Source organism: Janthinobacterium sp. Bl 1 (assembly GCF_058215535.1).
Genome location: NZ_CM177086.1, coordinates 3,819,918 through 3,846,271 on the forward strand (window position 1 = coordinate 3,819,918; position 26,354 = coordinate 3,846,271).

Below are 26,354 nucleotides of genomic sequence, written 5' to 3' on the forward strand. Positions count from 1 at the left end.
ACATAATCCCCGCAGATGCAAACCAGTTGCAAATTCCTGCGTAATAAAAAAGGGGCCAGACCTTTTCGAGTCTGGCCCCAGCCTTTGCTTCAGGGTGTACTTTTACGCTGCTGATGTTTCCTTGCGCCTGCGACCCCGCCACCACAGCAGCAAAGCCAGCAGTACCAGCACGCCGACGATGATGCCAGCGCGGGCCAGGCCGATCAGGTTGGACGGCGCGCCGCCATTGCGCAAGGTCGTCACCTGTTCCGCCGTCACCTTGATGGCGGGATTGCCGTACATCCGCTGCACGTAATTGCCGAGGGTGACGATCTGCTCGTCCGACAGGGTCTGGCGGAAGGCCGGCATCAGGTGGCCGGCATGGCTACCCTTGCCGTCCTGCCGTTCCACGCCATCGAGGATGGCCATCACCAGGTTATTGCTGTTGCTGCGTCCCGTCGCCGAGTTGTGGAACAGCGGCGGCAAGCCGCCGTCGAAACTGCCCTCGCCCTTCGCCTGGTGGCAGCTGGCGCACTGCGCATCGTACAGCTGCGCGCCCGACATCGTGTTCAGGTTTTGCGGCAGCGGCACGCCGCGGATGCTGCTTAACTCGTCGCCCGCCTGGCCCCATTGCGTCACCGGTTTCACGTCCGCCTTGTCGCGGATGGCGGGCACGCTCTTGATGTAGTGCGCGATGGCGTTCAAGTCCGCGTCGCTCAGGTGCTTCAGGCTATGGTCGATGGCTTCGGCCATCGGGCCTGCCGCCTGACCCCGGTGCGCGGCGCGGCCCGTGCGCAGGTAGCCGGCCAGGTCTTGCTGGCTCCAGCTGCCGATGCCGCTGTTGACGTCCGACGTGATGTTCGGCGCATACCACGTACCCAGATCGGCGCCGCCCAGCTCCTTCGACAGCTGCTCGGCCATCAGCGCATTGCGCGGCGTGTGGCACGTGGTGCAGTGGGCCAGGCCTTGCGTCAGGTAGGCGCCGCGGTTCCATTCCATGCTTTTCGACGCATCGGCCACGAACGGTTTTTTATCGAGGAAGAGCAGATTCCAGCCCGCCATCGACAAACGGATATTGAACGGGAACGGCAAGTCCGTCTTTTGCGCCGGCGCCGTGTCCACCGCCACCACGCCATGCATGAAGTAGGCGTACAGGGCGGCCGTGTCGTCATCCGTCACCTTGGCGTAGGCCGTATAGGGCATGGCCGGGTACAGGTGTGCGCCATCGGCCCGCACGCCATGGCGCACGGCGGCGGAAAACTGCGCCAGCGTGTAGTTGCCGATGCCATGCGTTGTCGACGGCGTGATGTTGGTGGCGACGATGGCGCCCAGCGGCGTGGCCAGGGCCAGGCCGCCCGCCATCGGCTTCCCGCCAGGTACGCTGTGGCAGGCGATGCAGTCACCGGCCGTGGCCAGGTAGCGGCCACGTTCGATCGCCTGCACGTCCGCGCCCGGCGCTGGCGCCGCCAGCACCGGCAAGGCCAGGGACAGCAAGGCGGCGCCGGCCGCCAGTCTGAAGATCGCCATCATGCCGTGCCTCCCTGTTGTTCGTCGAGGATATGCTTGACGGTGCGCAGCGCCACGGCCAGGCCGTTTTCCGTCGAATTGCAGGTGCCGGACGTGGGCAGCACGCCCGTGCTGCACAGGAACAGGTTGGCGTGGTCGAAAGTACGGCCCCACTGGTCGCATACGGCCTTGGCCGGGTCGGAACCCATCGACAGGGTGCCGCAGATGTGCTGGTTGTTGGCAAACACGCCTTCCTTGCTGTGGCGCAGATTGGTGCCGCCCATCAGCTTGGCGATGCGCTCGAAATCCTGCTTCGAACGCTCGTGGCCCCGCTTGGTGTACTCGTCGATCGCATAATGCGCCTGCGGCTTGGGAATGCCCATGGCATCTTTCTCGCTGCTGAGGGCGATGCGGTTTTCCCGGTTCGGCAGTACTTCCAGCACGTTTTTCAGGCTCATTTCACGGGCCGAGCGGAAACGCAGTTGCTGTTCGAATGCTTCGCCGAAGACGCCCTTGCCGATCAATTCCTTCGATGCGCCGTCGACTCTCGAAATGTTCGTGAAATCCAGGCGGTACGGCGAATGCTGGCTGCGGAAGTCGCCATCGCGCATGGTATTGATGGAATTGGGGCTTTGCGGGCCCCGGCCCAGCCACAGGTCTTCATCGGCGTCGAAGGTGATCGAGGTGCTCGGGTGGTCCATCAGGTTGCGGCCCACCATGTCACTGCTGTTGGCCAGGCCGTTCGGGTATTTGTCCGAGGCGGAAACGAGCAGCAAGCGGGGGCTTTCGATACCGTTGGCGGCCAGAATAAAGGTCTTGGCCGTGACCCGGTGACTGTTCTTGTCGACGTCGTAGTACAGGGCGGCCGTGATGCGACCCTGCGCATCGTGTTCCAGCTTGTAGACATTGGCGTTGCAGACGATCTTGACGCCGGCCGCTTCCGCCTGCAGCGCGGCGATGCCGCCATGGTATTGCGCGTCGATGGGGCAGATAGGCTGGCAGCTGTTGTTGCCGCAGCAGGCCGGGCGGCCATCGTAGCTGACGCTGTTGCGCGCCACCGTGTTGCCCACCACCTTGAACGACGGGTCGAGGCGCTCGCGGATGCGGCGCATGGCGTACGGTTCCGTCACCGGGTCCATCGGGAATGGCTGCTTGCGCGGCGAACCCGTATTGTCGGCACCGGAGACGCCCATGATCTCTTCCGCTTCCTGGTAGAACGGTTCCAGGTCTTCATAGCTGATCGGCCAGTCGACGCCCACGCCATACAGGGTATGGATGCGGAAGTCGTTCGGCACGTTGCGCCACGCCTGCGCTGCCCAATGCCACGAAGTGCCGCCGAACTGGCGGATGTATTCGGCCGGGTATGGATACGGGCCGGCCTGCACCAGGTAGCCGTTGTCCTTCGGCTGGTAGATCGGGTGCGGCGCCGTGGCCACCGAGGGATACGGCGACATCCAGTCGCTGCGGCGCGTCGTGTTGCGGAAACGGGCGACGATTTCACCGCGCGACACGCGCGGTCCCGCTTCCAGGATCAGCACCGAGGCGCCCGCCAGCGCGAGCTTGCGCGCGGCCAGGGAGCCGATGATGCCGGAGCCGATCACGAGGTAATCGGCGGAGAGTTCTTCAGCCATGATGGCTCCTTAAATTGGTTTTCTGGCCCAGCTGCCGTAGGCGCCGTAGGAATACGTGGGAGGTTTGAGCACGTCGGCCACGACGGCCGCGTTCAAGGCCTGCTCGTAGGCGACGCAAACGGCCGCCTCGCCCGTGCCGACGATGCCCAGGTACCAGGCGCTGGCGATCTGGCGCGGCAAGGCCGCCAGCGGCGACTGGGCCGGATCGAGCCCGTCGAGCGCTTCCTGCAGGCCTGCCGCCTGCAATCCCTGCGCATTGATCAGCGCCAGCAGCGCACGCACGTTGGCGGGAAACGCGGCGTCCTGCGCCACCAGCGCGTCATACAGGCGTGTGGCCAGCACGGGGTCGAGCACTTGCCGTCCCACCAGCATGGCCGACACGCCGAGGAAGGCGCCCTGCTCCGCATTGGCGACCGGTTCGGCCAGCGCCCAGGGAATCAGCGCCGCGGCCGAAGCCGACAGCAGGCCGGCCAGCACCATGCGGCGGCCGGGATTCAGAGGGCCGCAGCCCTCCTTATTATGTGTAGCGTCCAATTGAAGCTCCCGTGAGTTCAGCAACCGTTCAGAAAGAATGCTTGAGACCGACCATCACCACCGTCTGCCCGCCGTTCGACGACGGCGTGCCGTTTTGCGAATCGCCGACCGAGGCGACGGCGTTGACGATGGCGCCGTCCTGCCCCAGGGTCTGGCCGCGCGCCAGCTGGCGCGCTTCGATCAGGTAGATCGCCGTGCGCTTCGACAGCGCGTAATTCTGCTCGAACGACAGCTGGCGGTAGCGTGCGCGGTCGGCGATGCCGTTGGCGTGGCTGGCGAAGGTGTCGCTGTAGCCGGCGGACAGGAACCACTGCGGCGTCAACTGGTAGCTCGAGATCAGGCCGGCCGTGTTGAAGATGGCCGTGTCGCGGAAGGCCGAGCGGCTGCCCGCCTGGTATTGCACGTTGCTGGCATTGGCGCCCACCATCCACTTGCCCATGGTGTAGCGCGCGCTGGCGGCGATGAATGCTATGCTTTCCGCCGAGGCGTAGCCCTGGTTGAGGGCGGAGATGCCGAAGCTGCCCGATGCGTTGTCGCTCCAGCCGGCGCCGTTCTGCCCATTTTTCAGTTTCAGGTAGCCGAGCGCGAATTCGGCTGGCGACGTGCTGTACTTGACGGCGGCGCTGAAGCTGCTGCCCACGGCATTGCCGTCTGCTGCCTCGCCAAAACCGTATTGCGCGCTGGCTTGCAGGCCGCGCCAGGCTGGCATGCTGTAGGTGACGGAATTGCTGATGCGCACGGTTGTATCGAGGCCGTCGATATCGCCCGGGTGGGCGCCGGTGGCGCCCGTCAAGACATTGCTCGATGCCAGGGAACCCACGAGCAGGTAGTACGGCGTGTACTGGCGGCCCGCCGTCACGGTGCCGTAGGCTGTCGATTGCAAGCCCACATAGGCCTGGCGGTTGAACAGGGAGCTGGCCGAACTTTGCGCGCCCGTATCGCTTTCAAAGCCGTTTTCCAGCAGGAACAGCGCCTTCAGGTCGCCGCCCAGGTCTTCCACGCCCTGGAAACCGATCTTGCTGGCGGACAAGCTGCCGCTACGCATATAGGTATTCGACTTGCCGCCCTGGTTGCTCGCGTACGCAGTGGCCGCGTCGACCACGCCGTAAATGGTGACATTGCTTTGGGCGCAAACGTTTGCGCCGATGAGCGTGGAGACGGCGAGCGCCGCAGCGCGCATGCATGGTGTGTTCATTTTTTTCCTGACTTTCCTGTTTTATCTGGCGAAATACGGGCGTGGCGCCGCGTTGCAGTTCCCTCCCGCGAGAGGAGCGTCCGCTGTTCTTCTTGATCTGGATCAAGTGAAGCAAATTATACGCTTATTTACTCACATGTAAGTGATTGACTGTAAGGCTTAGTCTTATAGCAAATCCGGCAGGCGTGCGGGCGCAAGCCCCGCAGCACGGGGAAATCACAGGGACAGGCATGGGAAAAGCACCGGCGGCGCATGCTGAAAAACACGCGCCTGATAGCCGTACGGAAAGGGAGAGATGGGAGCGGGGTTGCCGCTCAGCGCAGGATGGCGGGCGCCACCGGCAGGGTTTCAAGAGCAATAAACGCTTCCAGGGCGCGGCGCATGTCTTCGAACACTTGCTTGCCGTAAGCCGCTTCCAGATGCGCATATTGCAGGTCGATCAGCTTCCCCATCTGCATCAGCAAACTGGCGCCCGCTTCGGACAGGTGCACCTTGCGGCGGCGCTGGTCGCCTTCGAACTTGCTGCGCCCGATCAGGCCGATCTCTTCCATGCGCGCCAGGATGCCGCTCATGCTGGGGCTCGAAATCTGGCAGATCTCGCACAGCTCGCGCGGCTCCAGGGTCGGGCTTTCATTCAACGCGCGCATGATGCGCCACTGCTGCTCCGTCACGCCGAAGTGATTGAGGATGGGGCGGAAATGCTGGAGCAGGCTGTCGCGGGCCTTCAGCAGCAGTTGCGGCATGTTCGGATAACGGATCGGTAGCTGCAAGTGGAACTCCTGGGTGGGCCAGCACAATGAGCGTCATTATACGACTGGCCCGCGGACAATAGCGGCAAAATTCCCCTTCCCTGCCGTTCCCGTGCCACGGCGTCAGCTTTTGGTTTTTTTCTGCTCGGGGATGAAGTGTTCACGCACGGCCTTGGCCAGCAGCTCAGGTGGCAGCAAGCCCTGCCCCAGCAGGAAGTTGTTGAATGCCAGGCGGTCGAATTTCTCGCCCAGCGCCAGCTCCGTTTCCGCCCGCAGCTGCAGGATGCGTGTGTATCCATAGAAATAGCTGCCCGCCTGGCCCGGCATGTTGAAGGTGTAGCGGTCCAGCTCCTGGCGCGCCATCGGTTTCGACAGCATCACTTCATCCGTCAGGATGCGCCCCGCTTCCTCGCGCGTGACCTGCCCCAGGTTCAGCATCGGGTCGAGCATGGCGCGCGCCGCGCGCAGCATGCGGAACTGCAGCGCGATGAACTGGCCTTCGGCCGGCTCGTACGGAATCATCTCCGCTTCCGCGTACAGCGCCCAGCCTTCCACGTTGACGCTGTTGAACGCGTACAGGCTGCGCGCCTGCGACACGCCACGTTCCACCATGGCGCTGAACTGCAGCTCGTGGCCGGGGCGGCCTTCGTGCGCGCTCAGGGTCCAGGCGGCGCCCGCGAAATTGAAATCGTCATACGCTTCGCCCTTGCCGCTGGCGGCCGGATTGCTGACAGGGAGGACGAACTGGCCATGTTCTCCCGTATTGCCGATCAGCGGAGGCGGACGCATATGCGGCGCCGGCTGGGCCGCATATTCGGCGGCGGACGCCAGGCGCATGGTCATGGCGCGCGCAGGAATATCGACCACGCGCTGCCGGGCGATGCGCTGTTCCAGCTGCGTATTGACGCTCTTGTAGTGCGCTTCGAGCTGCTCATTGGGAATCGAATCGCTTTTCAGCGCGCGCAGCACCTGGCGGTAGTCCGTGCCGTCGACGCCCTTCAACGCCAGCTTGGCCGCCACCACGGGCGCCAGCGCCTGCATGGCGGCGCGCGTTTCCAGGTAAGCCACTTGCGCCCGTTCGACCAGCGCGCGCGGCTCGATATCGATGCCCACCTGTTTCAGGCGGAATGCATACAGCTCGGGCGCCATGCGGAAATCCGTGCGCGACAGGGGCAGCACCACTTGCTTTTCCCATGCCGCATACTCGTTCAACTGCTGCTCCATGGCCGCCAGCGCGCTCTCGGCGCCAGTGATCTTCATGTCGGCGAACAGCTTGCGGATGCCGGCGATATACGTCGGCACGTTTTCCAGCGACTGCTCCACCTGCAGGCGCACGGGTCCCGACAGGCCAGGCTGGCCGATCTTTTCCGTGAAACGCGCCTTGGCCTGCGCCGTGATCGGCGTGCTGCCCGGGAACTGGCCCACGTAGCGTTGCAGGCGTTCGAGCGCCTTGGCGCGGCGCGCTGCCGGACGCTGCTCCTGCAGCAGGCTTTGCATGCTGCCAAAGACCATTTGTGGCACATCGACCCACGGCAGGGTGTATTTGGCTTCCAGCTGCGTGCCCATGATTTCCTGGTCGACGGCGCCGATCAGGATTTCCAGGTCCTGGCGTATGCGCTCGTCGCGTTCCAGTTCCAGCTTTTGCTGCAATTGCGCGCGCGCCTTCTGCATGGCCGCCACATGGCGCTCGGTGATGTTCGGCCCCAGGTCGGCGGCCAGGCCGTCGTACTGGGCCAGGCCCGTGTCGGAGGCGTCTTCGGGCGAGAACTGCGCCTGCGCCGCCAGCACGATGGCCGCGTTGCGGTTGCTCGCTTCAACCCAGGCCGATGAAGCGCCGACAGTTGCAGGGGCGGCGGCCATGGCGGGCATGGTAAACGCGATGGAGAGTGCGACTACCAGCACGGTCTTGCACAATTGCGGAGTGACGGACATCGGGGGATTCCTTCCTGAGGTGAGCGATGAGCGAAGCGGCGAGTATCGGCCAGCCCCGGGTAACTGTCAATTCAGCCCGTTCAGCGCGGGCAGGTTCCACGGCGTGACGATCTGGATGGCGGACAAGGGCAACGCGTGCGCCAGGGCAGGCAGCGCGCCCTGCGCCCGCAGTATCTCTTGGCAGGCGCGGCGCATGTCCTGGCCCAGGTCATGGTGCAGCACGGCGTGGATGGCGCCCGACTTGAGCAGCGCCACGTTGTCCGCATCGAGGTCGTGGCCGATGAAAACCTGGCAAGGCCGGCCCGCCTGCGCGAATGCCTGCACGATGGCGGCATTGCCGCCGCCGATCGAATACACGGCGGCGATGCCTGGATGCGTAGCCAGTGCTTCACGCACCAGCGCGCCCGTGGCGCCGTCGATGCCGTGGCCTTCGCTCACTTCGACGATGGATAAATGGCGGTGCCGTTCGCGCAGCGCGCGGCGAAAGCCGATCTCGCGCTCTTCCTCGCCATGAAAACGGTTGCTGCTCAGGGTCACCAGTACTTGCTGTTTCCTGGGCCGCTGGCCCGCGCCCAGCCACTGGCCGATCAGACACGCGGCCGTCTCGCCCGCCGCGCGGTTATCCATGCCCACGTAGCTGCGGCGCGCGGAAGCTGGCAAGTCCGTCACCAGGGTCACCACGGGAATGCCGGCCGCCGCCAGCCGGCTCACCGCCTCGGCCACCGGCGGCAAGTCCGGCGCCTTCAGCAGCACGCCGTGGCTGCCGTTCTTGCGGATGCGCTCCAACTGGTCGACGATGCCGTCCACTTCCAGGGTTTCATGCAGATGAAAGCGCGAGCGCAGCACGGCCGGGTGCAGCGACGGTAACTCCGCTTCCAGCGCGGCGCGCACGGCGTCCGTAAAGCGGCGCGGCGCCACCATCAGCACGTCGAGCATGAACTTCCTGCCGGCCAGGCCCACCTGCGTGCTTTGCCGCGCCAGTTCATCGAGCGCCTGCATCACGCGGCGCACGGTATTGGCGTGCACGCCCCCGCGCTGCTTGATCACGCGGTCGACGGTCGCCACGCTGACGCCGGCCTGCAGCGCCACGACCTTGACGGGAAACGGATGCGTCATGCCATGCCCATTTCATTGATGGTTTTTTGATGGATTTTCTGATGAAAAATGCGGATTTTCATCCCTATACTGATTCTACAACTTAAAACTCAGGAGACACCGCATGATCACCCAAGACGCCGCGCCGCCCGCCCCCTTCTGGCTGTCGCAGCAAGATTGCCGGCTCGATGATTTCATCCGCACCGTCAGCCAACGCACCACGCTGGCCGACTATCCCCACGCCGCCGCGGTGGAAGACAATATCCTCGTCTACGACTGCGACCAGGTGCGTGCGCTGGCCGCCAGTACCGCGTCGCTGCGCGCGCTGCAGGCAGAATGGGGGAAGGCGCTGATGGATGGTCCCGGCGTCATCGTGCTCCAGCGCGCCGTCGACGATACGGCGGCGCTGGAACAGGTGAGCAGCGTCTTTCGCGCGCTGATCGCCGAACAGCATGCGAGCGGCCAGGCGGGCGGCGACCATTTCGCCAAACCGGGCGCGAACGACCGCATCTGGAACGCCCAGCAAAAACTGTGTCTGCGCGCGCCCGAAGCGTTCGCGCGCTATTACGCCAATCCCGTGTTTGCGTGGATCGCCGAGGCGTGGCTCGGACCCGCCTACCAGATGACGGCGCAAGTCAACGTCGTCAACCCGGGCGGTGCCGCCCAGGCGCCGCACCGCGACTATCACCTGGGTTTCCAGAGCGCCACCGCCTGCGCCGCCTACCCGGCGCCTGTGCACCAGATGTCGGCCCTCTTGACCTTGCAGGGCGCCGTCGCCCACTGCGACATGCCGCTGGCATCGGGCCCCACCTTGTACCTGCCGTATTCGCAGCGCTTTCAGGCCGGCTTTCTCGCCTGGCAGCAGCCGCCCTTCCGCGATTATTTCGCCCGGCATTGCGTGCAACTGCCGCTATCCCAAGGCGACGCCGTCTTCTTCAACCCCGCCCTGTTCCATGCGGCGGGCCATAACCGTTCGTCCGACATCCGCCGCATGGCGAATCTGCTGCAAGTATCGTCGCCGTTCGGGCGCGCGATGGAAGCGCTGGACCGCCGCGCCATGAGCGCCGCGCTGTATCCGGCGCTGCAGACCTTGCGCGCGCAGGGCGTCCTGTCCGCCGACGGCATTGCTCACGCGATTGCCGCCTGCGCCGAAGGCTATGCCTTCCCCAGCAACCTCGATCGCGACCAGCCCATAGCCGGCATGGCGCCGCCCACGCAGCAGCAGCTCATGCACGAAGCGCTGGCGCAAGACTGGCCCGCCGCCCGCTTCCTCGACGCCCTGGACAGCCATGCCTGGCGCCAGCAAGCCTGATCCCCTACCGCGACAACCTCGGAGACTCCCTATGCAAGACATCAACATCGGCCTGATCGGCGCCGGCTACATGGGCAAGGCGCACACCATCGCCTACAAGGCCGTGCGCAGCATTTTTCACACGGCCTTGAACCCCGTATGCGAATGCATCAGCACCAGCAGCGCGGAAGGCGCCGCCCGCAGCGCGCAGGAACTGGGCTGGAACCGCTCCACGGGCGACTGGCGCGCGCTGGTCAATGATCGCGCCATCGACGCCATCATCGTCGCCACGCCGCCGGCCACGCACAAGGACATCGTGCTGGCCGCGCTGGCCCTGGGCAAACCCGTGTTTTGCGAAAAACCGCTGGGCATGACGGCCGCGGAATCCCTGCAGCTGGCGCAGGCGGCGGAAGCGGCGGGCGTGGCCAACATGGTCGGCTACAACTACATCCGCACGCCGGCCAGCCAGCTGGCGCGACAGATCATCGAATCGGGCGAAATCGGCGAGATCATCCACATCGCCGCCGAACACGTGGAAGACTATCTGCACGACCCGCGCGCGCCTGCCTCGTGGCGCACGCGGGAAGCGACGGCAACGCGTGCCGGCGCGCTGGCCGACGTGGGTTCGCACCTGCTCAACCTGGCCCTGCGTCTGGGCGGCCCCGTCGACTCGCTGGTAGCGGACATGAATACCGTGCACGCGCAGCGACAAGGGCCCACTGGCATGGAAGCGGTGGAGAATGACGACCAGGGAAATGTGATGCTGCGCTTTGCCAGCGGCGCGCTGGGCGCCCTGACCTTCAGCCGCGTGGCGGCCGGGCGCAAGATGGGATACACCTACCGCATCACGGGGACGAAAGGCGCGCTCGCCTTCGACCAGGAAAACCAGAACGAATTATGGCTGTACGACGCCGGCCGCCCCGCGCAGCGCCAGGGTTTCCAGCGCCTGCTGATGGGACCTGCCCACCCCGACTACCTGGCGTTCAGCCAGGGCGCCGGGCACGGCACCGGTTACAACGAGCAGATCGTCATCGAAGCGCGCGACTTTTTGCAGGCGATCGCGGGCGGCCAGCCGGTCTGGCCCACCTTCCGCGACGGCTACGAGGTGGACCGGCTGATAGCCGCCGCGCTGCGCTCCAGCCAAGAGCGCAGCTGGATTTCCCTGCGTTGAACGGCGTTTAGTAGGCCAAGCCGTAACCGAACTTGTACAGCGGACGGGCCGTGTCATACGGCACGTCCGATTTCTGCACTTGCACTTCGGCCATCGACGATGGCAGCTCGAAAGGCAGCTTGCCTTGCGGCTTGGCCTTGCCCGTCAGGACATCGAACAGCGCGCCGTCGCTGACACCGAAGTTGGCGAGAATGGCGCTGGCCTTGTCCTGCACGTTGCCGAGGATGGCCGGACGGTCCAGGTACACGGTGACCACCGTCTTCGGCGCGAATTTCGCCGCGTTCTTGATCGCCTCGTAGTCGGCGTCGCCATCGACATAGTTCAGGCGCCCTTCATGCTGCATGCTGCCGAAGATGTAGTTCGGGTGCAGGATTTCATACGGCGCGGCCACGCGCAGCAGGGCCACGTCCGCTTCCTGCGGCGTGGCGACCACCGTGTAGCCATACTGCTTGGCCACGGCCGCATCGATGCCGTACAGGTAGACCTTCTTGACGGTGGCCGCCAGCGGCAAGACCTTGTCCTTGTTTTCCAGCAGGACCAGCGAGCGGCGCTGCGCGTCCAGGCCAGCCTCGATGAAGTCCGCCTTGCCCACCGTGGTGGCCGCATTGGCCGCATCGACGAACGGATGCTCGAACAGGCCCTGCTTGAATTTCTGGATCAGGATGCGCCGCGCCGACGCGTTGATGCGCTCCTCCGTCAACTGGCCACGCTGCACGGCTTGCGTCAGGTACGGCGCTTCCGTCACGCCGCCAAACTGGTCCATCCCCGCCGTCACGGCTTTCACGTAACGCTCGGCCTTGGTGGCATCTTCCATGCCCCACGGCGTGCCAAAGCCCATGAAGGAAGGCGCGACGCCAGGCGCCGTGCCGTTGCGGCAGTTGGCGTCGCAGTCGGAGGTGATGCCCCAGTCGGACAGGATCACGCCTTCAAAACCGTATTTGCCGCGCAGCAGATCCGTCAGCATGGTCTTGCTGAAGCCGGCCGCCACCTGTTCCAGGGTGATGCCGTCGATCGTGATATTGCCGTCCGGCAGAGCGTAGGTCGGCATGACGGAAGCCGCCTTGGCCGTGAAGGCGCCTTCGAACGGTTTCACGTGATAGGCGAAGTTGTTGCCCGGGTAAGTCATGTAGCGGCCATAGTAATTGTGGCCGTCGTAGCCCTCTTTCGTGGCGCCGTAGCCGACCCAGTGCTTGACGACAGCCACCACGCTGCCGTCATGCAAGCCCGTGTTCCCGTCCTGGAAGCCCTCGATATAGTGCTGCACCATGCGCTTGGCCAGGTCCGCGTCTTCGCCAAAAGTGCCGTTGATGCGCGACCAGCGCGGCTCGGTGGCCAGATCGGCCTGCGGCGACAGGGCCTGCGTGATGCCGACGGCCAGGTATTCCTGGCGCGCGATGTCGCCGAAGCGGCGCACCAGCGCATCGTCGCCGATGGCGGCCAGACCCAGGGTTTCAGGCCACTGCGAAAAACCCTTGGTGCCGGCGCTGGCGCCCACCGTGTACTGGAAATGGTGGCGCGGGTCCGTGCTGATGGAAACAGGGATGCCGTGGCGCGACGTTTCGCTCAGCGCTTGCACCTTGTTGTACTGGGCCGCCATGTTGGCCGAGTCGCCCGCCATGCGCGTGATGAAGGTATTGACGTACTGCTTGACGATCAGGTCCTGCAGGGCCGTCAAATCGTACGCGCCGCCCTGGCCGATGCCGGTGGGGTCGGCCACGGTGGGCGCCGTACCGTGCATCATCAGCCCCGCTTTTTCATCGAGGCTCATGCGCGACAGCAGATCGTCGGCGCGCACCTCGGCCGGCAGGCGCCAGTCTTCGTATCGATCGATCTTGCCGTTGCGGTTCATGTCCTTGAAGGCATAGCCGTCGACCTGGATCTGGCTGTAGGTGGTGGCGCCGAACACGGGCTGCTTGTATTCCACGCTGCCGTTATTGCCGCAGGCGGCCAGGGCAAGCGTGGCGACGCAGCCGGCGACCAGGCGGGCCATCGGTTTCAAAGTGCAATTCATCATTATCTCCAAGACTGTTTTTGTAGGTATCAAGGCGCGGCAGCAAGGCCGGCCGAAAACAATATAGCGTGAGAATGCGTGAGTTTCTTGACCGCGCAGCACGCGTTTTATACCCGCGAGAACAATTTTTGGTTAGATGGCACAACAACCAACAATCTCCTACAAAGTGCTAATATTTGTGAAAAATTACTACAACAAGCAGGATAAGCAGGAGACAGCCTTGCATAAACCCGACACGCGCACGGTTTCGAACCGGATCGCGCAGCAATGCGCGCGCGCCATGCAGGCCGATGGCCACGACCCCGCCGAGTTTTTTCAGCGCACTGGCATCACGCCGGCGCAGCTGGACGAACCGGGCGGCCGCATCAACGCCGAGCGGCACCGCCGCATGACGGCCTACGCGCAGCAACTGCCGCAGCACCGCGGCTTGCTCGACCTCGACGTGACGCACTGGTTCGCGCATTACTCGGGCATCGCCCACGTCTGCTTCAACCGCCCCACCCTGCGCAGCGCGCTGCACGAGCTGCTGCACTTGCGGGGATTGATCGGCGAATTCGATTTCATGCTGATGAGCGAAAATGGCACGCGCATCGAGATCGAATACCTGTCCGAGTTCTGCCCGTCGGGCGGCGCCATGCAGGCGCTGGCCAATTTCCGCATGCTGTCGCTGGTGGCGCGCGCCTACGACGATGGCGCGCCCACAGCCTTTCGTGCCAGCTTCCAGGGCAAGGCGCCATGGTTCGCGCCGGCCATTTCCGAGTGCTTCGGCGCCGCCGCCACCTTTGGCCAGGCGCGCAATACATTGACGTTCGATGCACCGGCGCTCGACCGGCCCTTCGCCCAGTTCAACGCCATGCTGGCGCCGCACGCGCTGCGGCACGCGCAGGGGCAATTGCAGCAGTTGCAGGGAGCGCAGCTGTTTTCGTCCCGCGTGGAGCAAGCCATCATCGATCTGCTGGGCCGGCAAGGCGCGGGCGACGCCGATAGCGCCTCGCTGCTGCCGGCCCTGTGCGACGGCCTGGCGATGAACCGCTGGACCCTGCAGCGCCAGCTGCAGCAGGAGCAGACCTCATTCCGTGCACTGGAACTGCGCGCCAAGAGCCGCGAATCGCGCCGTTTGCTGCGCGAAACAAGCCTGAGCGTGGCGGAAATCGGCGACCGCCTTGGCTTTTCCTCGCAAAGCGCGTTCACCCGCTTCTTCAAGAACCAGTTCGAACTGCCGCCGGCACGCTACCGGCAGGATGCCGCCGGAGCCTAGACGTTCAGTTGCCGGTTCATGGCGACGATGTCGTCATGGCTGGCATGCGCCCCCAGCTTGGCGAACTGCGCCGGCATCCTGTCGCGTATCGCGGCCGCCTTGCCGGGAACCGCCGCAGCAAGCGCCCTGGCCATCGCGGGCGCCTCAAGGTCGCAGCAGTAGGCGGGGGTACAGGGCTGCTGGCGCCAGGACTGCGCCAGGGTGCCGCCATCGACCGCGTCAAATCCGGCCTGCTCCACCAAAGTCCTCGCCGTCTGCATGGCCATCAGGTCGTCTCCGGCGACGGCAATGGCGAGGCGGCCCGGCGTGCCTGCGGGCTGGCCCAGCGCGGCCAGCGTATGCGCCAGCACATTGTTGAAGGCCTTGACCACCGGGCGCCCCAGCTGGGCTGACACCCAGATGCTTTCGGCCATGCCCGCATCGATCTGCGCAATCGCCGCGTCACGCATGCCAGGGTAATAATTACTGGTGTCGATCACGGTGACCTGCGGCGGCACGCCGTCGAACAGGCCGGCAGGCAGGCTGGCCATGGCCGGCAGCGGAATGGCCAGCACCACCACGTCCACGCCGTCGACGGCGCCATGCACATCGGCCGGCACCGCGCCGATGTCGTCGGCCACGCTTTGCACGCCTTTGACGCCGCCGGAATTGGCTACCTTCACCTCATGGCCGGCGGACAGCAGCTTGCGCGCCAAGGTTGCTCCGATATTTCCCGTTCCAATAATTCCTATCTTCATGTTCATGAGCTCCGTGTCGTTGATCGTCCAATGTGCTGTGATTTTAGGAGCCTTATGCAATAATGGGAAGTACCCACCAAAAAGTAAGTAACCCACATATCATGACAGAACAACGGGAATGGAATTGTAGCGATCCGCAAAATCGCCGAGACTGGGCAGACGCCACCACCGAGACCTTGCGCGTACTCGAAGGCAAATGGAAGATCATCATCCTGTGCCAGCTGTTTGCGGCCAAGGCGCCTTTGCGCTTTTCCGACCTGGAGCGTCTGATTGAGGAAGTCAATCAGAAAATGCTGATCCAGCAGCTCAAGCAACTGGAAAAGGACGGTATCGTCGTGCGCAAGGTCTATGCGCAGGTACCGCCCAGGGTGGAATATGCATTGAGCGAGATCGGCCATGCGCTGGGACCGTCGATGCAGGCACTGATCGAGTGGGCCGAACTGCGGCGCGCACGCCTGGCGCACGCCGCTGCCGATCCTGCCGCGCCAGATTAAACCTGCGGCGCCGCCCTTGCCTGCCCCCGTATCCGGAACCAGATCGCATACATGGCGGGCAAGAACACCAAAGTCAGCACCGTGCCGGCAAACGTGCCGCCGATCAGGGTATAGGCCAAGGTGCCCCAGAAAACCGAATGGGTCAGCGGGATAAACGCCAGGATGGCCGCCAGCGCCGTGAGGATCACGGGACGCGCGCGCTGCACGGTCGCTTCCACCACGGCGTCGAACGGCGCCAGTCCGGCCGCCTCGTTCTGGTGGATCTGGCCGATCAGGATCAGGGTATTGCGCATCAAAATGCCCGACAGCGCGATCAGGCCGACCAGCGCATTGATGCCGAACGGCTGCTGGAACAGCAGCAAGGTAGGCACCACGCCGATCAGGCCCAATGGGCTGGTCAGGAATACCATCACCATCGCTGAGATCGAGCGCACCTGCAGGATGATCATCAGCAAGGTCAACGCCAGCATGATGGGGAACAGCGGCAGCATGGCTTGCGTGGCCTTGGCCGATTCCTCGATGGAGCCGGCCTGCTCGATGCGGTAGCCGGCCGGCAGCTTGTCGATGACCGTTTGCAGCTGCGCCGTGATGGCGCCCGAGACGTCCGGCGGCTGCATGCCGTCGGCGATGTCGCCGCGTACGGTAATCGTCGGCTGGCGGTCGCGCCGGCGCATCACCGGTTCTTCCGAGCGCACCTCGACGCTGCCCACCTGCGACAGCGCGATGCGTTCGCCATTCGCGCCGGCCAGGGTCAGGTCGGCGATGCGCGCCGGGTCGAGCCGCACGTCGCCGGCCGCGCGCGCCATCACCTGCACCGTGCGGATATCTTCGCGCACGGCCGTGACGGGCACGCCGCTGAGCAGGAACTGCAGCTGCTGCGCCACCGCGGCCGACGTCAATCCCATCGCCTGCAAGCGCTCCTGCTGCAGGCGGAAATGCAGGGCCGGCGTGCGCGTGCCCCAGTCCGTGTTCACGGTACGCATCAAGGGGCTGGCCTGCATCACTGCTCGCACCTGGCCGGCGATGCCGCGCAACACCTCGGGATCGGGGCCGCTGACCCGGTAAGCGACGGGGAACGGCGAATACGGGCCGAACACCAGTTGCGTGACGCGCACCCTGGCCTCGGGCGCCAGCCCTGCGGCGACGGCCACGCGCAAGCGCTGCTTCAACGCGTCGCGCGCCTGCTGGCTGTCAGTGCGCACGACGATCTTGGCAAACGACGGGTCGGGCAATTCCGGTCCCATCGCCAGGTAAAAGCGCGGCGCGCCCTGGCCCACATAGGCCGTGACGATCTTCGCCTCGCTCTGGCGTGCCAGCCACGCTTCCACCTTGGCCGCCGCGCCGCTGGTCTGTCCGATCGCGCTGCCGTAGGGCAGTTGCACTTCGATCAGCACTTCAGGGCGGTCCGAAATCGGAAAAAACTGCTTCTTGACGACGGCCATGCCCAGCACGGCCAGCACGAACAGGCCGATCACGGTGCAGAACACCAGCCATTTGCGGGCGATCACGCGCCCCAGCAGCCGGCGAAAGCGGTGGTAGCGCGGCGTGTCGTACAGCGCATCATGGCCGCCGGCGACGTGTTTGAGTTCAGGCAGCAGCTTCACGCCCAGGTAGGGAGTAAACACCACCGCCACCACCCACGAAGCGATCAGGGCGATGCCGACGATCCAGAACATATTGCTCGTGTATTCGCCAGCGCTGGAACGCGCAAAGCCGTTCGGCATGAAGCCCACGGCCGTGACCAGGGTGCCGGCCAGCATGGGCGCGGCCGTGTGGCTCCAGGCATAGGCGGAGGCGGCGATGCGGCTGTAGCCCTCTTCCATTTTCACGACCATCATTTCGATGGCAATGATCGCGTCGTCCACCAGCAGGCCCAGACCCAGGATCAATGAACCCAAGGTGATGCGGTCGAAGTTCTTGCCCGTCGCCGCCATCACGATGAACACCACGGCCAACGTCAATGGCACGGCGGCGGCCACCACGATGCCGACCCGCCAGCCCATGCTGATAAAGCACACCAGCATCACCACCAGCAGCGCGGCGAGGAACTTGAGCATGAATTCGTCGACGGCCGCGCCGATATTGACTGCCTGGTCGGTGACCTTGGCCAGGCTCATACCCAGCGGCATGGCGGTGCCGATGGCCGTCACCTCCCCGTCCAGCGCCTTGCCCAGGTCCAGCCCGTTCCAGCCGTCGCGCATGACCACGCCCAAGAGCAGCGCGGGCTCGCCGCCATTGCGCACCATGAAACTGGCCGGGTCTTCCTGGCCACGACGCACGGTGGCGATATCGGACAGCGTCAAGGTGCGCCCCTGCGCCGCCACAGGCGTATCGCGGATCTTTTGCAGCGCGTCGAGCGCGCCGTCGAGGCGGATGAATACTTGCGGCCCGCGCGTCTCGACCGAGCCGGCCGGGCTCAAGGCATTCTGGCCGTTCAGCGCGGCAAACACGTCCTGCGCCCGCACGCCCAGGGTGGCCAGGCGCTCCTGCGAAAACTCGACGTAGATGCGTTCGGCCTGCTCGCCGATGATATTGACCTTTTTCACACCCGGCACGTGCAGCAGCCGCTGGCGCAGGGTTTCCGCCTCGCGCACCAGCAGGCGTTGCGGCTCACCCTTGGCTTTCAGTGCATACAGGGCAAAGGTGACGTCGGCGTATTCGTCATTGATCATGGGGCCGATCACGCCGGCCGGCAAATTGGCCGCCTCGTCGCCGGCCTTCTTGCGCGCCTGGTAAAACTCGGCCTGCACCTGCTCGGGCGGCGTGCCGTCGAGCAGGGTCAGTGTCGTGAAGGCCAGACCGGGCGTGGTATAGGTCTCGGCCCGTTCGTACCAGCGCAGCTCCTGCAGGCGCTTTTCGATCTTCTCGGCCACCTGGTCCTGCATTTCGCGCGCGCTGGCGCCGGGCCAGGCGGTGACGATAGTCATCACCTTGACCGTGAACGCAGGGTCTTCCGCGCGACCCAGCTTGAAGAACGACAGCAGACCGGCCAGCGAAATGAGGCAGATCAGGAACAGGGTGACGGAACGTTCGCGCACGGCCAGCGCGGACAGGTTGAAGCGGGCCGCGCTCATGGATGCGCTCCCGCGGCGGCGGCCGCTGGCGCCTGTTCGACCCTGACCTGCTCGCCCTGGCGCAGCAGATGGGCGCCCAGCGCAACGATGCGTTCGCCCGCCTTCAGGCCATTCACGTCGGCGCCGTCATCGTGCAGCCGCAGCAACCTGACGGGCCGCCAGCTCACTTGGGCCGGCGTGCCGGCAATCACCCACACGCCCTGTCCCTTGCCCGCATCGTGCAGGGCCGCCAGCGGCACTCGTACGCTCGCCGCGCCAGCTTGCGCGCCGGGCAGGCGCAAGGTGACGGTGGCGCCCAGCGGTGCGCTTGACAGCGCCGCGTCGAGCACATAGCGCGCCTCGAAGGTGCGCGTTTGCCGGTCCGCCGTCTGCGACAACTGGCGCAAGGTGGCCGGCACGCTGGCACCGGGCCTGCCGAACAGGGTGGCCTGGCCCGTGGAGCCGAGCGCTGGGCGCAAGGTTTCCGGCAGCTGGATCGCCGCTTCGCGCCGGCCGTCATGGGCCAGGCGCACCACCTCCTGCCCGGCCGCGACCACCTGGCCCGGTTCGGCCAGGGTGTCCATCACGACGCCGTCGGCGTCGGCCAGCAGCACCGCGTACTGCAGCGCATTGCGCGCCACCCCGGCCTGGGCTTCGGACGCCTTGAGCTGGGCGCCGGCCGCGTCGGCCGCCGCCTTCACCTGGTCGTAGTTCGATGCCGAGATGGCGCCCGTGCCGCGCAGGTCGCGGTAGCGCGCTTCTTCATCCGCCGCCTGGCGCGCGCGGGCGCGGTCGGCGATGACGGTTTCGTGGCGCGCCTGCGCCAGCAGTTGCAAGTCGTCGGCGTCGAGGCGCATCAATGGCTGGCCACGGCGCACGGCCTGGCCGGCGTCGACCAGCCGTTCGCGCACCTTGCCGGCCACGCGAAAACCGAGATCGCTCTGCACGCGCGGCGCGACCACGCCCGTGAAGCTGCGCGTGCCCGCCTCAGCGCCCTGCACCGTGACGGCGCGCACCAGCGGCGTGGCCGTGCGCGGATCGGCCTGCGCCTTGTCGGCGCAGGCGCTCAAGGCCAGGGGTAAAGTGGAAATGACAACAGATGAAGCGAGGCGGCGCCAGCGCATAGGAATTCCATGAATGAGTGATCAGAGCGCTCATTCTGGTACCAGTGACCAATTAAGTCAATCGTCACTTATCATTGAATCGCTTACGGAGACAAACTGCGCAACACCAGGCTGGACAGCTGCACCACGGCCGTTTCGCTGCTGTCGACACTGTGTTGCAGCAGCAAGGGATTGACGTAGGGGCGCATCACCAGGTAGATCGCGCTGGCCGTTTCGTCGAGCGGCGTCTTGCGCTCAAAGTCGCCCGTCTTGCGCCCCTGCTGCAAGATATCCTGCAGCAAGGCGCCCATCGCCAGCTCGTAGGCCTGCACGGCCGGCCAGCGCTCGGTGGCGGCCGAAGCGGCGATGTCGTACAGCTTGCGGTCCTGGAAAAACAGCCGCAAGCTGGCCTCGACGCTGGCCCTGAACATGCGCCGCAGCTGCTCTGGCGGCCGCCCGGCCGCCGCGACAGCCGCCTTCACCTCGGTCTCGATCTGGTGCAGGCAGTTGCCGCAGATATGCTCGCCGATGGCTTGCTTCGATTCGAAGAACTTGTAGATATAGGCCTTGGAAAAGCCGATCGCCCTGGCCAGGTCGGAGACGGTCGTCTTTTCATAGCCGTAGCGGCTGAAGTAATCGGTGGCGGCGGCAACGATCTGGTCGCGCACGTCGTGGCCGGCGGGGCCGCGTGCTGGGCTTGGAGTGTCGGGTGTGGTGGAATTCATGGCGACAGCTTAACGCGCCGCGCCGGAATGCACAATAAGTGACTAAACTGTATTATAGTCACACATTATTCTCTTTTGAACTGGAAGACCACCATGCCACTGCCACGCCTGCGCCTCCCCTTTTTGCTGATCGCCGCCGGCCTGGCCGCCACCGGCTGCACCGTCGGCAACGATTACCGCCGGCCCGAACTGCCGCAAGCGGCCCAGTACCTGCACCAGGCGGCGCTCGGCGCGCGCCAGGACGCAGACTCTGCCGAACTGCGGCAGTGGTGGACGGCCTTCGGCGATCCGCGCCTGACCCGCCTGGTGACGGTGGCGCTGGCGCAAAACCTCGACCTGGCGCAAGCGCAGGCCAGGGTCAGCCAGGCGCGCGCGGCCATCGGTGCGGCCGACGCCGCGCTGCTGCCGTCGGCCAGCCTTGGCGGCCAGGCGGCGCGCGCCTACCAGTCCGTGCAAACGCCGCTGGGCCAGGTCTTGAATGCCACGCCAGGCTATGAACGCGCCGGCAGCGCGCGCGAATTGAACCTGCAAGCGTCGTGGGAACTCGACCTGTTCGGCGGCCTGCGCCGCGAACGCGAAGCGGCGCGCGCCGATTACGCAGCCAGCGAAGCGGGATGGGCCGCCACGCGGCTGGCCGTGGCGGCGCAAACGGCCGACCTGTACCTGACGATCCAGGGACTGCAGGCGCGGCTCGAGCTGGCGCGCCGGCAGGCCGGCACCGACGCGGCGCTATTGGAACTGGCCACGCTGTTATATGACAAGGGATTGGCGAACGAGCCGGCGCTACGGCAGGCCGAAGCGTCGCTGGCGCAGGCGCGCGCCGTCGTGCCCGGCCTGGACACGGCGCGCGAAGTGGCGCTGCATGCGCTCGACGTGATGCTGGGCGCGGCGCCCGGCACCTATGGCGATGACATGGCCGCCGCTGGCGCGATGGCGCGCGCGCCGCGCATCACGGCCGGCGGCTCGCCGGGCGACCYGCTGCGGCGCCGGCCCGACCTGATCGCCGCCGAACGGCGCCTGGCCGCCGCCAGCGCGCGCACCGGCGCGGCCGTCGCCGAGTACTACCCGAAACTGAGCCTGGGTGCCCTGCTGGGCAGCGCCACGGCCGGCGGCACCCTGTTCGGCAGCGGCTCCGGCCAGGCCGCCGGCATGCTGGGCCTGCGCTGGCGCCTGTTCGATTTCGGCCGCATCGACGCCCAGATCGAAGCTTCCCGTGGCCAGGAAGCCGAACTGCTGGCGGCCTACCGGCTCGCGGCGCTGCACGCCGCCGAAGACGTGGAAAACGCCGGCTCGGCCCTGCTGCGCCACGAAGAGCAAGCCTGCTTACTGGCGCAAAGCGTGGAATCGCTAGCGCGCGCCCGCGCCGCCTCGCTGGCCGCCTACGAGAAAGGCGTGGTCAGCCGCCTTGACGTGCTGCAGGCCGACTCCCGGCTGCTGCGTGCGGCGGACGCGCGCGAACAGGCGCAAACGGCGTCGGCGCGCGCTGCCGTCGCCACCTACCGGGCGCTGGGCGGCGGCTGGCAGGCGCCGCAGGCGGGGACGGAGGCGGTGGCAGCCCTGTAAATGCGGATGGCGGCCATGCCATTATTGTTCCACCGCTGCCTGGCGCGGGCGGTGGAACAGCATTGCCTTTTGAGTAAGTTTTCCGCATACTCGTACGCCCTACCTTTTCATTGCCTTTGAACATGACCATCAGCCTGCGCCCCGTCACGGCCGACAATTTCGACATCATCAGCGAACTGCCCCTGCTGCCCCAGCAGCGCGACTATCTGGCCAGCAACGACTATTCCATCGCGCAGGCCAGCTTTTACCCCGCCACCATGCATACGCGCGCCGTGTATTGCGCCGAGGAGGTGATCGGTTTCCTGATGTTCGTCTCGCACGATGCCGACGATCCGCCCGGCCACTATCAGATCTGGCGCTTCATGGTCGATCACCGGCGCCAGGGACAAGGCCATGGGCGGGCCGCGCTCGCCCTGGCGCTGGCGGAAATCCGCGCCCGACCAGATGCGCGCAGCATTGAAATTTGCTACAAGCCCGGCAATGCCAACGCTCAAAAATTCTATGCCAGCATGGGCTTCGTGGAAAAAGGCCTGGATGCCGATGGCAACGACATGCTGGCCGTGATTCAGCTGGTCTGACGGTCTGGCGCCGCGTTTGCATCGGCCCTGGCATCGAACGCCAGCCGCGCCGCATCGATGGCGTCGCGGTGGCCATGGGCCCAGGCGCCCAGCGCGCTGATGGGGATCAGCAGCGAGCGGCCCAGGTCCGTCAAGGCGTAGTCGACGCGTGGCGGCACGGTGGGAAACACGGTGCGCGTCACGAGGCCGTCGCGCTCGAGCCCGCGCAGGGTCAACGTCAGCATGCGCTGCGAAATGCCGCCGATCAGGCGGCGCATTTCGTTGAAGCGCTTGGTGCCATTGCCCAGCAAGATCACCACCATCACGCTCCATTTGTCGCCCACGCGCGTGAGGATGTCCGTGATCGGGCGGCAGGAAGCGGCCACGCCCGCATGGCCGCCCTCGTCGCGCATGCGCCGTTCCAGCTCCGCCCCTTGCGCGGCGGCGTCGCCAATAGTCACATCCGTGTGCCCCAGTGTGGAAAAAGTGCCTTCTTGTGCGTTCATTTGATAGTCACTATATTTACCTCGGTTACAAAAACATACCACCCGATCATACCACCCAAGAAGGCCCATATGAACATCCTGCACATCGATTCCAGCATCCTCGGCGCGCATTCCATCAGCCGCCAATTGTCCACCGCCATCGTGGCCCGCCTGCAAGCGGCCGCGCCGGGCGCCGCCGTCCACTACCGCGACCTGGCCGCGCAACCGTTGCCGCAATTTACGGCCGCCCCCAGCGACGCCGACGGCGCAGCACTGGCCGGCGCGCTGGAACAAGTACTGGCCGCCGACATCATCGTCATCGGTGCGCCCATGTACAACTTCGCCATCCCCAGCCAGCTCAAATCGTGGCTCGACGCGCTGGCCGTGCCCGGCAAAACTTTCCAGTATGGCGCCAACGGTCCCGAAGGTTTACTGGGCAGCAAGCGCGTGATCATCGCCTCGACGCGCGGCGGCTACTACGGCGCCGACACGCCGATGGCCAGCCTGGAGCACCAGGAAAGCCATCTGCGCGCCTTCCTCGGTTTCCTCGGCATCACGCAGATCGAGATCGTGCGCGCCGAAGGCGTCAAGGTCAGCGATGCGGCCAGGGCGCAGGCATTGACGGGCGCTTTCGAGCAGATCGGCGCGCTGCAAGCGGCCTGAGGAATGCCGGCTGCGCCGCACGCCGTTGCGGCGCAGCCCATGGTGGCCGGCCGGCAAGGAAGCGCCAGATGCGCTAAGCTGCGGAACCCCAACCACAAGGACCACCATGACCCTGATCATCGTCGCCACCATCGATGCCCAAGCCCAACATATCGACGCCGTGCGCGCCGCCCTGGAAGCCGTCGTAGCACCGAGCCGCGCGGAAAGCGCCTGCCTGCGCTACGAACTGCACCTCGACAACAAGATTCCCACGCGCTTCATCATGCTGGAAGAATGGGCCGACAAGGCAGGCCACACGGCGCATGAAGCGACGCCGCACTTCAAGACGCTGGTCGCCGCCGTGGGCGACAAGGTCGTCAAGATCGACATCGCGGAATTGAGCAAGCTGAAGTAAGGCCGGCGCGCCGCGCTAGCGCGTGGCCGTATTAGAAAGTTGCCATCTATAATATGGCAACTTTTCTTTATGGCCATCATGATTCCATTTTCCAAGATACAAGGCGCCCTTGCGGCCGCCGCCTTGACGCTCTGCATCAGCGCGTCGGCGCAAGCTCCGCTTCCTTTGACCAAGCTGGTGGGCGAATACAATCTGGCCTCGTCGGCGACCGTGCCGGCCAGCACCTGGGGCTATTCCAAGGGACGCATTTTGGTCAAGCAACTCGATGACCGACACCTGATGATCGTCCTGTCCTGCGAGTGGAAACGCGAACCGAAAGCCGTCTGCGGCGATTATTTCTATGCCCAGCAGCGCGACGACGGCCTGTATCTGCAGGACATGAATACCTTCGCCATGCGCCTGTATTTCGATCCCGCCTCGCGCAAGCTCACCATCATTTCGCGCGGCGCCGACGCGAAACAGAGCGTGCGGCACGACGTGTTCGCCGCCACCACCGCGCCGCTCACGGACCCCGCCCTCGTGCGGCGCATGAAACGCGAGCTGTCGAATGCCGACAGCAAGGAAAACCGGCGCGTGTTCGGCCCCTACACCAAGTGGGACTACCAGGAAAACCGCATCGAATTCCAGCGCCAGGATGTGACGGCGCCGTGATGGCGCGCCCGGTCGGGCTTGAGGCACGATACGGTCTGGCACGCAGTGAGCCTGGTGGGACGGCAATGGGCCTAGCGTTTTTCAATTCCGATCATTTTTGGCGGCGATGGATCTTTTCTGCGCTCGCATACCAATACGCGCAATGCGACAGATAGCGACACGCCATTTGTGTGCAAGTATTTTGCTGCCACAGCGGTGCCAAGCATTTCCTGGAAGATAATCGCCACATCTATTTTTTGTGCTGTCAATGCATCGATGCGTCTGGGATGATCAAGCTCCACTTGCACGAGGCCACCGATGTAATTTTTATTTACCATATGAATTTATGTCGAGTATGGGACAAGCACCGTATCCTCCCGCTGCGGGACTACCGCAATGCGGCAGCCGCATTCATTGATCCTTTTCCAGTATCTTGCGTATCTCTGCCCTTACTCTGTGAATACGGCTTCGCACTGTTCCCATCGGGCATCCCATCCTTACTGCAATCTCGTCATAGCGCAGACCCTCATCCTCGCGCAACAATAATGCCCTTTTCAAGGGAGGGGGAAAATTGGCGATTAATCGAATAATTTCCATCCCCGTTTCCATTGCACTGCATATCTCTTCCGGATTATCTTCATCAACCAAGTCCAATGCATCAACGACATTATCTTCGCCATCAATCAAATCAACCGAGCTTGATTTAACTTCCCCGCCACCACAATAATGAGACCTTATACTGCGCATGGCCATTGAATATAACTCCGGATAAAACATCGAATGCCCACATCCTCTTTTAAACCATAGAAAGACATTGAGAAATATAAGCTGAACCATGTCATCAATATCTTCCTCGCGATGAATGGACTGACTTACCAAATTTCTTATACGGATACGATATCTGATATACAGCGCATGAAATGCCGATGCAGTATTCATACAATTAATTTCTAATGAGAAATTTTCATTTCCATCGGACATGCATCACTCACTGTAGCCCAAGTTGATCTCATATCCTAGCAGCAAGAATATATCCTCAAGCTAACACCAAAAAGAACATTGATTTATATCAATACATGCAATACAAGATATTTAATATTATAAAAAAATAAATATATGTTCCATCAATAAATAATTAACCAGGAAATGTTTTTTAAGCACGTAAAAATAACACTGTTCCAGACTTAATTAAATCTATCGAGGTAATTAATGTTTCCCTATGGAAATTTTATATTGCTAGCTTATTGACGTGTTTACCTTCGTGCGCAAGGGTAAATTTTTATGTAGTAATATTGAAAAAAATATTCAAAGCATTTTGGGTGAGCATTCCTGATGATAAAAAAAACAAGCACTTCATACGTCATCGAGTTTACGCAGCGAACGACGCGGGTATTACGGTCGCTCGATGTGGAGTCCGGACGAATGAAGATTGATATCAAAGACACGGCGATGCCGTTCGACACGCGGATAGTCGATGCCTGGGTCAGCATCGAAGACGGCATCCTGTGGCTGGAGCATGAAACGGGAGATGAGTATACGGTGAGAATCAGGCTTGCCACAGTGCTGCGCTGGTCACGTCAACCCAAATGGTAGCCAGG

General features: G+C 64.2%; 25 protein-coding genes. 10 read left to right on the forward strand and 15 right to left on the reverse strand.

Annotated features, from left to right (window positions below; genetic code table 11):
* Positions 1–102: 102 nt before the first annotated feature.
* The 7 genes from AC4BCN_RS17065 to AC4BCN_RS17095 all read right to left on the reverse strand — a co-directional run bounded on the left by AC4BCN_RS17065 (position 103) and on the right by AC4BCN_RS17095 (position 8,642).
* Positions 103–1,509, reverse strand: a complete 1,407-nt coding sequence (locus AC4BCN_RS17065; RefSeq protein ID WP_490491335.1) for a c-type cytochrome — start codon at positions 1,507–1,509, stop codon at positions 103–105.
* The gene (locus AC4BCN_RS17070) at positions 1,506–3,116 is read right to left on the reverse strand and encodes a GMC family oxidoreductase (protein ID WP_490491336.1); all 1,611 of its coding nucleotides are present in this window, start codon (positions 3,114–3,116) and stop codon (positions 1,506–1,508) included. Before AC4BCN_RS17070 ends, AC4BCN_RS17065 begins: the two co-directional genes overlap by 4 nt.
* 9 nt (positions 3,117–3,125) lie before the next feature.
* Positions 3,126–3,650 (reverse strand): sugar dehydrogenase complex small subunit, encoded by a 525-nt coding sequence (locus AC4BCN_RS17075; protein ID WP_490491337.1) that lies wholly within the window; start codon positions 3,648–3,650, stop codon positions 3,126–3,128.
* 28 nt (positions 3,651–3,678) lie between these two features.
* Positions 3,679–4,845: a porin gene (locus AC4BCN_RS17080; RefSeq protein ID WP_070302678.1), complete on the reverse strand. Its 1,167-nt coding sequence runs from the start codon at positions 4,843–4,845 to the stop codon at positions 3,679–3,681.
* A gap of 314 nt (positions 4,846–5,159) precedes the next feature.
* Positions 5,160–5,615: a homoprotocatechuate degradation operon regulator HpaR gene (hpaR, locus tag AC4BCN_RS17085; protein WP_223278727.1), complete on the reverse strand. Its 456-nt coding sequence runs from the start codon at positions 5,613–5,615 to the stop codon at positions 5,160–5,162.
* A 102-nt stretch (positions 5,616–5,717) separates the two neighbouring features.
* Complete coding sequence (locus AC4BCN_RS17090) at positions 5,718–7,526, reverse strand: DUF885 domain-containing protein (RefSeq protein WP_490491338.1); 1,809 nt, start codon at positions 7,524–7,526, stop codon at positions 5,718–5,720.
* A gap of 66 nt (positions 7,527–7,592) precedes the next feature.
* Positions 7,593–8,642 (reverse strand): LacI family DNA-binding transcriptional regulator, encoded by a 1,050-nt coding sequence (locus AC4BCN_RS17095; protein ID WP_490491339.1) that lies wholly within the window; start codon positions 8,640–8,642, stop codon positions 7,593–7,595.
* 103 nt (positions 8,643–8,745) lie between these two features.
* On the opposite strand from AC4BCN_RS17095, the gene AC4BCN_RS17100 reads away from it, so the two are divergent.
* Both AC4BCN_RS17100 and AC4BCN_RS17105 read left to right on the forward strand, forming a co-directional pair.
* Positions 8,746–9,933 (forward strand): phytanoyl-CoA dioxygenase family protein, encoded by a 1,188-nt coding sequence (locus tag AC4BCN_RS17100; RefSeq protein ID WP_490491340.1) that lies wholly within the window; start codon positions 8,746–8,748, stop codon positions 9,931–9,933.
* Positions 9,934–9,964: 31 nt separating this feature from the next.
* Positions 9,965–11,083: a Gfo/Idh/MocA family protein gene (locus tag AC4BCN_RS17105; RefSeq protein ID WP_490491341.1), complete on the forward strand. Its 1,119-nt coding sequence runs from the start codon at positions 9,965–9,967 to the stop codon at positions 11,081–11,083.
* 7 nt (positions 11,084–11,090) lie between these two features.
* Here the strand turns inward: AC4BCN_RS17105 and AC4BCN_RS17110 are convergent, their stop codons facing one another.
* Positions 11,091–13,097: a glycoside hydrolase family 3 protein gene (locus tag AC4BCN_RS17110; RefSeq protein WP_490491342.1), complete on the reverse strand. Its 2,007-nt coding sequence runs from the start codon at positions 13,095–13,097 to the stop codon at positions 11,091–11,093.
* Between the two features lie 217 nt (positions 13,098–13,314).
* On the opposite strand from AC4BCN_RS17110, the gene AC4BCN_RS17115 reads away from it, so the two are divergent.
* Entirely contained in the window at positions 13,315–14,352 is a 1,038-nt protein-coding gene (locus tag AC4BCN_RS17115) for a helix-turn-helix transcriptional regulator (RefSeq protein WP_456149953.1), read from the forward strand.
* Here the strand turns inward: AC4BCN_RS17115 and AC4BCN_RS17120 are convergent.
* Positions 14,349–15,185, reverse strand: coding sequence for an NADPH-dependent F420 reductase (locus tag AC4BCN_RS17120; RefSeq protein WP_490491343.1), 837 nt, complete (start codon positions 15,183–15,185; stop codon positions 14,349–14,351). The genes AC4BCN_RS17115 and AC4BCN_RS17120 overlap by 4 nt on opposite strands.
* A 5-nt stretch (positions 15,186–15,190) precedes the next feature.
* On the opposite strand from AC4BCN_RS17120, the gene AC4BCN_RS17125 reads away from it, so the two are divergent.
* Positions 15,191–15,583, forward strand: coding sequence for a winged helix-turn-helix transcriptional regulator (locus AC4BCN_RS17125; RefSeq protein ID WP_456149955.1), 393 nt, complete (start codon positions 15,191–15,193; stop codon positions 15,581–15,583).
* Here the strand turns inward: AC4BCN_RS17125 and AC4BCN_RS17130 are convergent.
* The 3 genes from AC4BCN_RS17130 to AC4BCN_RS17140 all read right to left on the reverse strand — a co-directional run bounded on the left by AC4BCN_RS17130 (position 15,580) and on the right by AC4BCN_RS17140 (position 20,464).
* The gene (locus AC4BCN_RS17130; RefSeq protein WP_490491344.1) at positions 15,580–18,657 is read right to left on the reverse strand and encodes an efflux RND transporter permease subunit; all 3,078 of its coding nucleotides are present in this window, start codon (positions 18,655–18,657) and stop codon (positions 15,580–15,582) included. The genes AC4BCN_RS17125 and AC4BCN_RS17130 overlap by 4 nt on opposite strands.
* Positions 18,654–19,760 carry an efflux RND transporter periplasmic adaptor subunit gene (locus AC4BCN_RS17135; protein WP_490491345.1) on the reverse strand — a complete coding sequence of 369 codons (1,107 nt, stop codon included), beginning with the start codon at positions 19,758–19,760 and terminating at the stop codon, positions 18,654–18,656. The genes AC4BCN_RS17130 and AC4BCN_RS17135 overlap by 4 nt, the downstream gene beginning before the upstream one ends.
* 83 nt (positions 19,761–19,843) lie before the next feature.
* A complete protein-coding gene (locus tag AC4BCN_RS17140; protein ID WP_046682893.1) occupies positions 19,844–20,464 on the reverse strand; it encodes a TetR/AcrR family transcriptional regulator in 621 nt (206 codons plus the stop codon).
* Between the two features lie 93 nt (positions 20,465–20,557).
* Between AC4BCN_RS17140 and AC4BCN_RS17145 the strand changes: the two genes are divergently transcribed.
* On the forward strand, positions 20,558–22,027 hold the full coding sequence (locus tag AC4BCN_RS17145; RefSeq protein ID WP_490491346.1) for an efflux transporter outer membrane subunit: 1,470 nt from the start codon (positions 20,558–20,560) through the stop codon (positions 22,025–22,027).
* 122 nt (positions 22,028–22,149) lie between these two features.
* Positions 22,150–22,605: a GNAT family N-acetyltransferase gene (locus AC4BCN_RS17150; protein WP_490491347.1), complete on the forward strand. Its 456-nt coding sequence runs from the start codon at positions 22,150–22,152 to the stop codon at positions 22,603–22,605.
* Here AC4BCN_RS17150 and AC4BCN_RS17155 read toward each other — a convergent pair.
* Positions 22,593–22,997: a winged helix-turn-helix transcriptional regulator gene (locus AC4BCN_RS17155; protein WP_490493611.1), complete on the reverse strand. Its 405-nt coding sequence runs from the start codon at positions 22,995–22,997 to the stop codon at positions 22,593–22,595. The genes AC4BCN_RS17150 and AC4BCN_RS17155 overlap by 13 nt on opposite strands.
* Positions 22,998–23,159: 162 nt before the next feature.
* On the opposite strand from AC4BCN_RS17155, the gene AC4BCN_RS17160 reads away from it, so the two are divergent.
* The 3 genes from AC4BCN_RS17160 (at position 23,160) to AC4BCN_RS17170 (ending at position 24,777) form a co-directional block, all read left to right on the forward strand.
* Complete coding sequence (locus AC4BCN_RS17160) at positions 23,160–23,732, forward strand: FMN-dependent NADH-azoreductase (RefSeq protein ID WP_490491348.1); 573 nt, start codon at positions 23,160–23,162, stop codon at positions 23,730–23,732.
* A gap of 106 nt (positions 23,733–23,838) precedes the next feature.
* Positions 23,839–24,126 carry a putative quinol monooxygenase gene (locus AC4BCN_RS17165; protein ID WP_490491349.1) on the forward strand — a complete coding sequence of 96 codons (288 nt, stop codon included), beginning with the start codon at positions 23,839–23,841 and terminating at the stop codon, positions 24,124–24,126.
* A gap of 78 nt (positions 24,127–24,204) precedes the next feature.
* Entirely contained in the window at positions 24,205–24,777 is a 573-nt protein-coding gene (locus AC4BCN_RS17170) for a hypothetical protein (protein ID WP_490491350.1), read from the forward strand.
* A gap of 71 nt (positions 24,778–24,848) precedes the next feature.
* Here AC4BCN_RS17170 and AC4BCN_RS17175 read toward each other — a convergent pair whose 3' ends face one another.
* Positions 24,849–25,094 carry a hypothetical protein gene (locus AC4BCN_RS17175; protein WP_436481443.1) on the reverse strand — a complete coding sequence of 82 codons (246 nt, stop codon included), beginning with the start codon at positions 25,092–25,094 and terminating at the stop codon, positions 24,849–24,851.
* Between the two features lie 73 nt (positions 25,095–25,167).
* Positions 25,168–25,737, reverse strand: coding sequence for a sigma-70 family RNA polymerase sigma factor (locus AC4BCN_RS17180; protein WP_490491351.1), 570 nt, complete (start codon positions 25,735–25,737; stop codon positions 25,168–25,170).
* Between the two features lie 441 nt (positions 25,738–26,178).
* Here AC4BCN_RS17180 and AC4BCN_RS17185 point away from each other — a divergent pair, with 441 nt between their 5' ends.
* Complete coding sequence (locus AC4BCN_RS17185; protein WP_175444525.1) at positions 26,179–26,349, forward strand: hypothetical protein; 171 nt, start codon at positions 26,179–26,181, stop codon at positions 26,347–26,349.
* Positions 26,350–26,354: the final 5 nt, after the last annotated feature.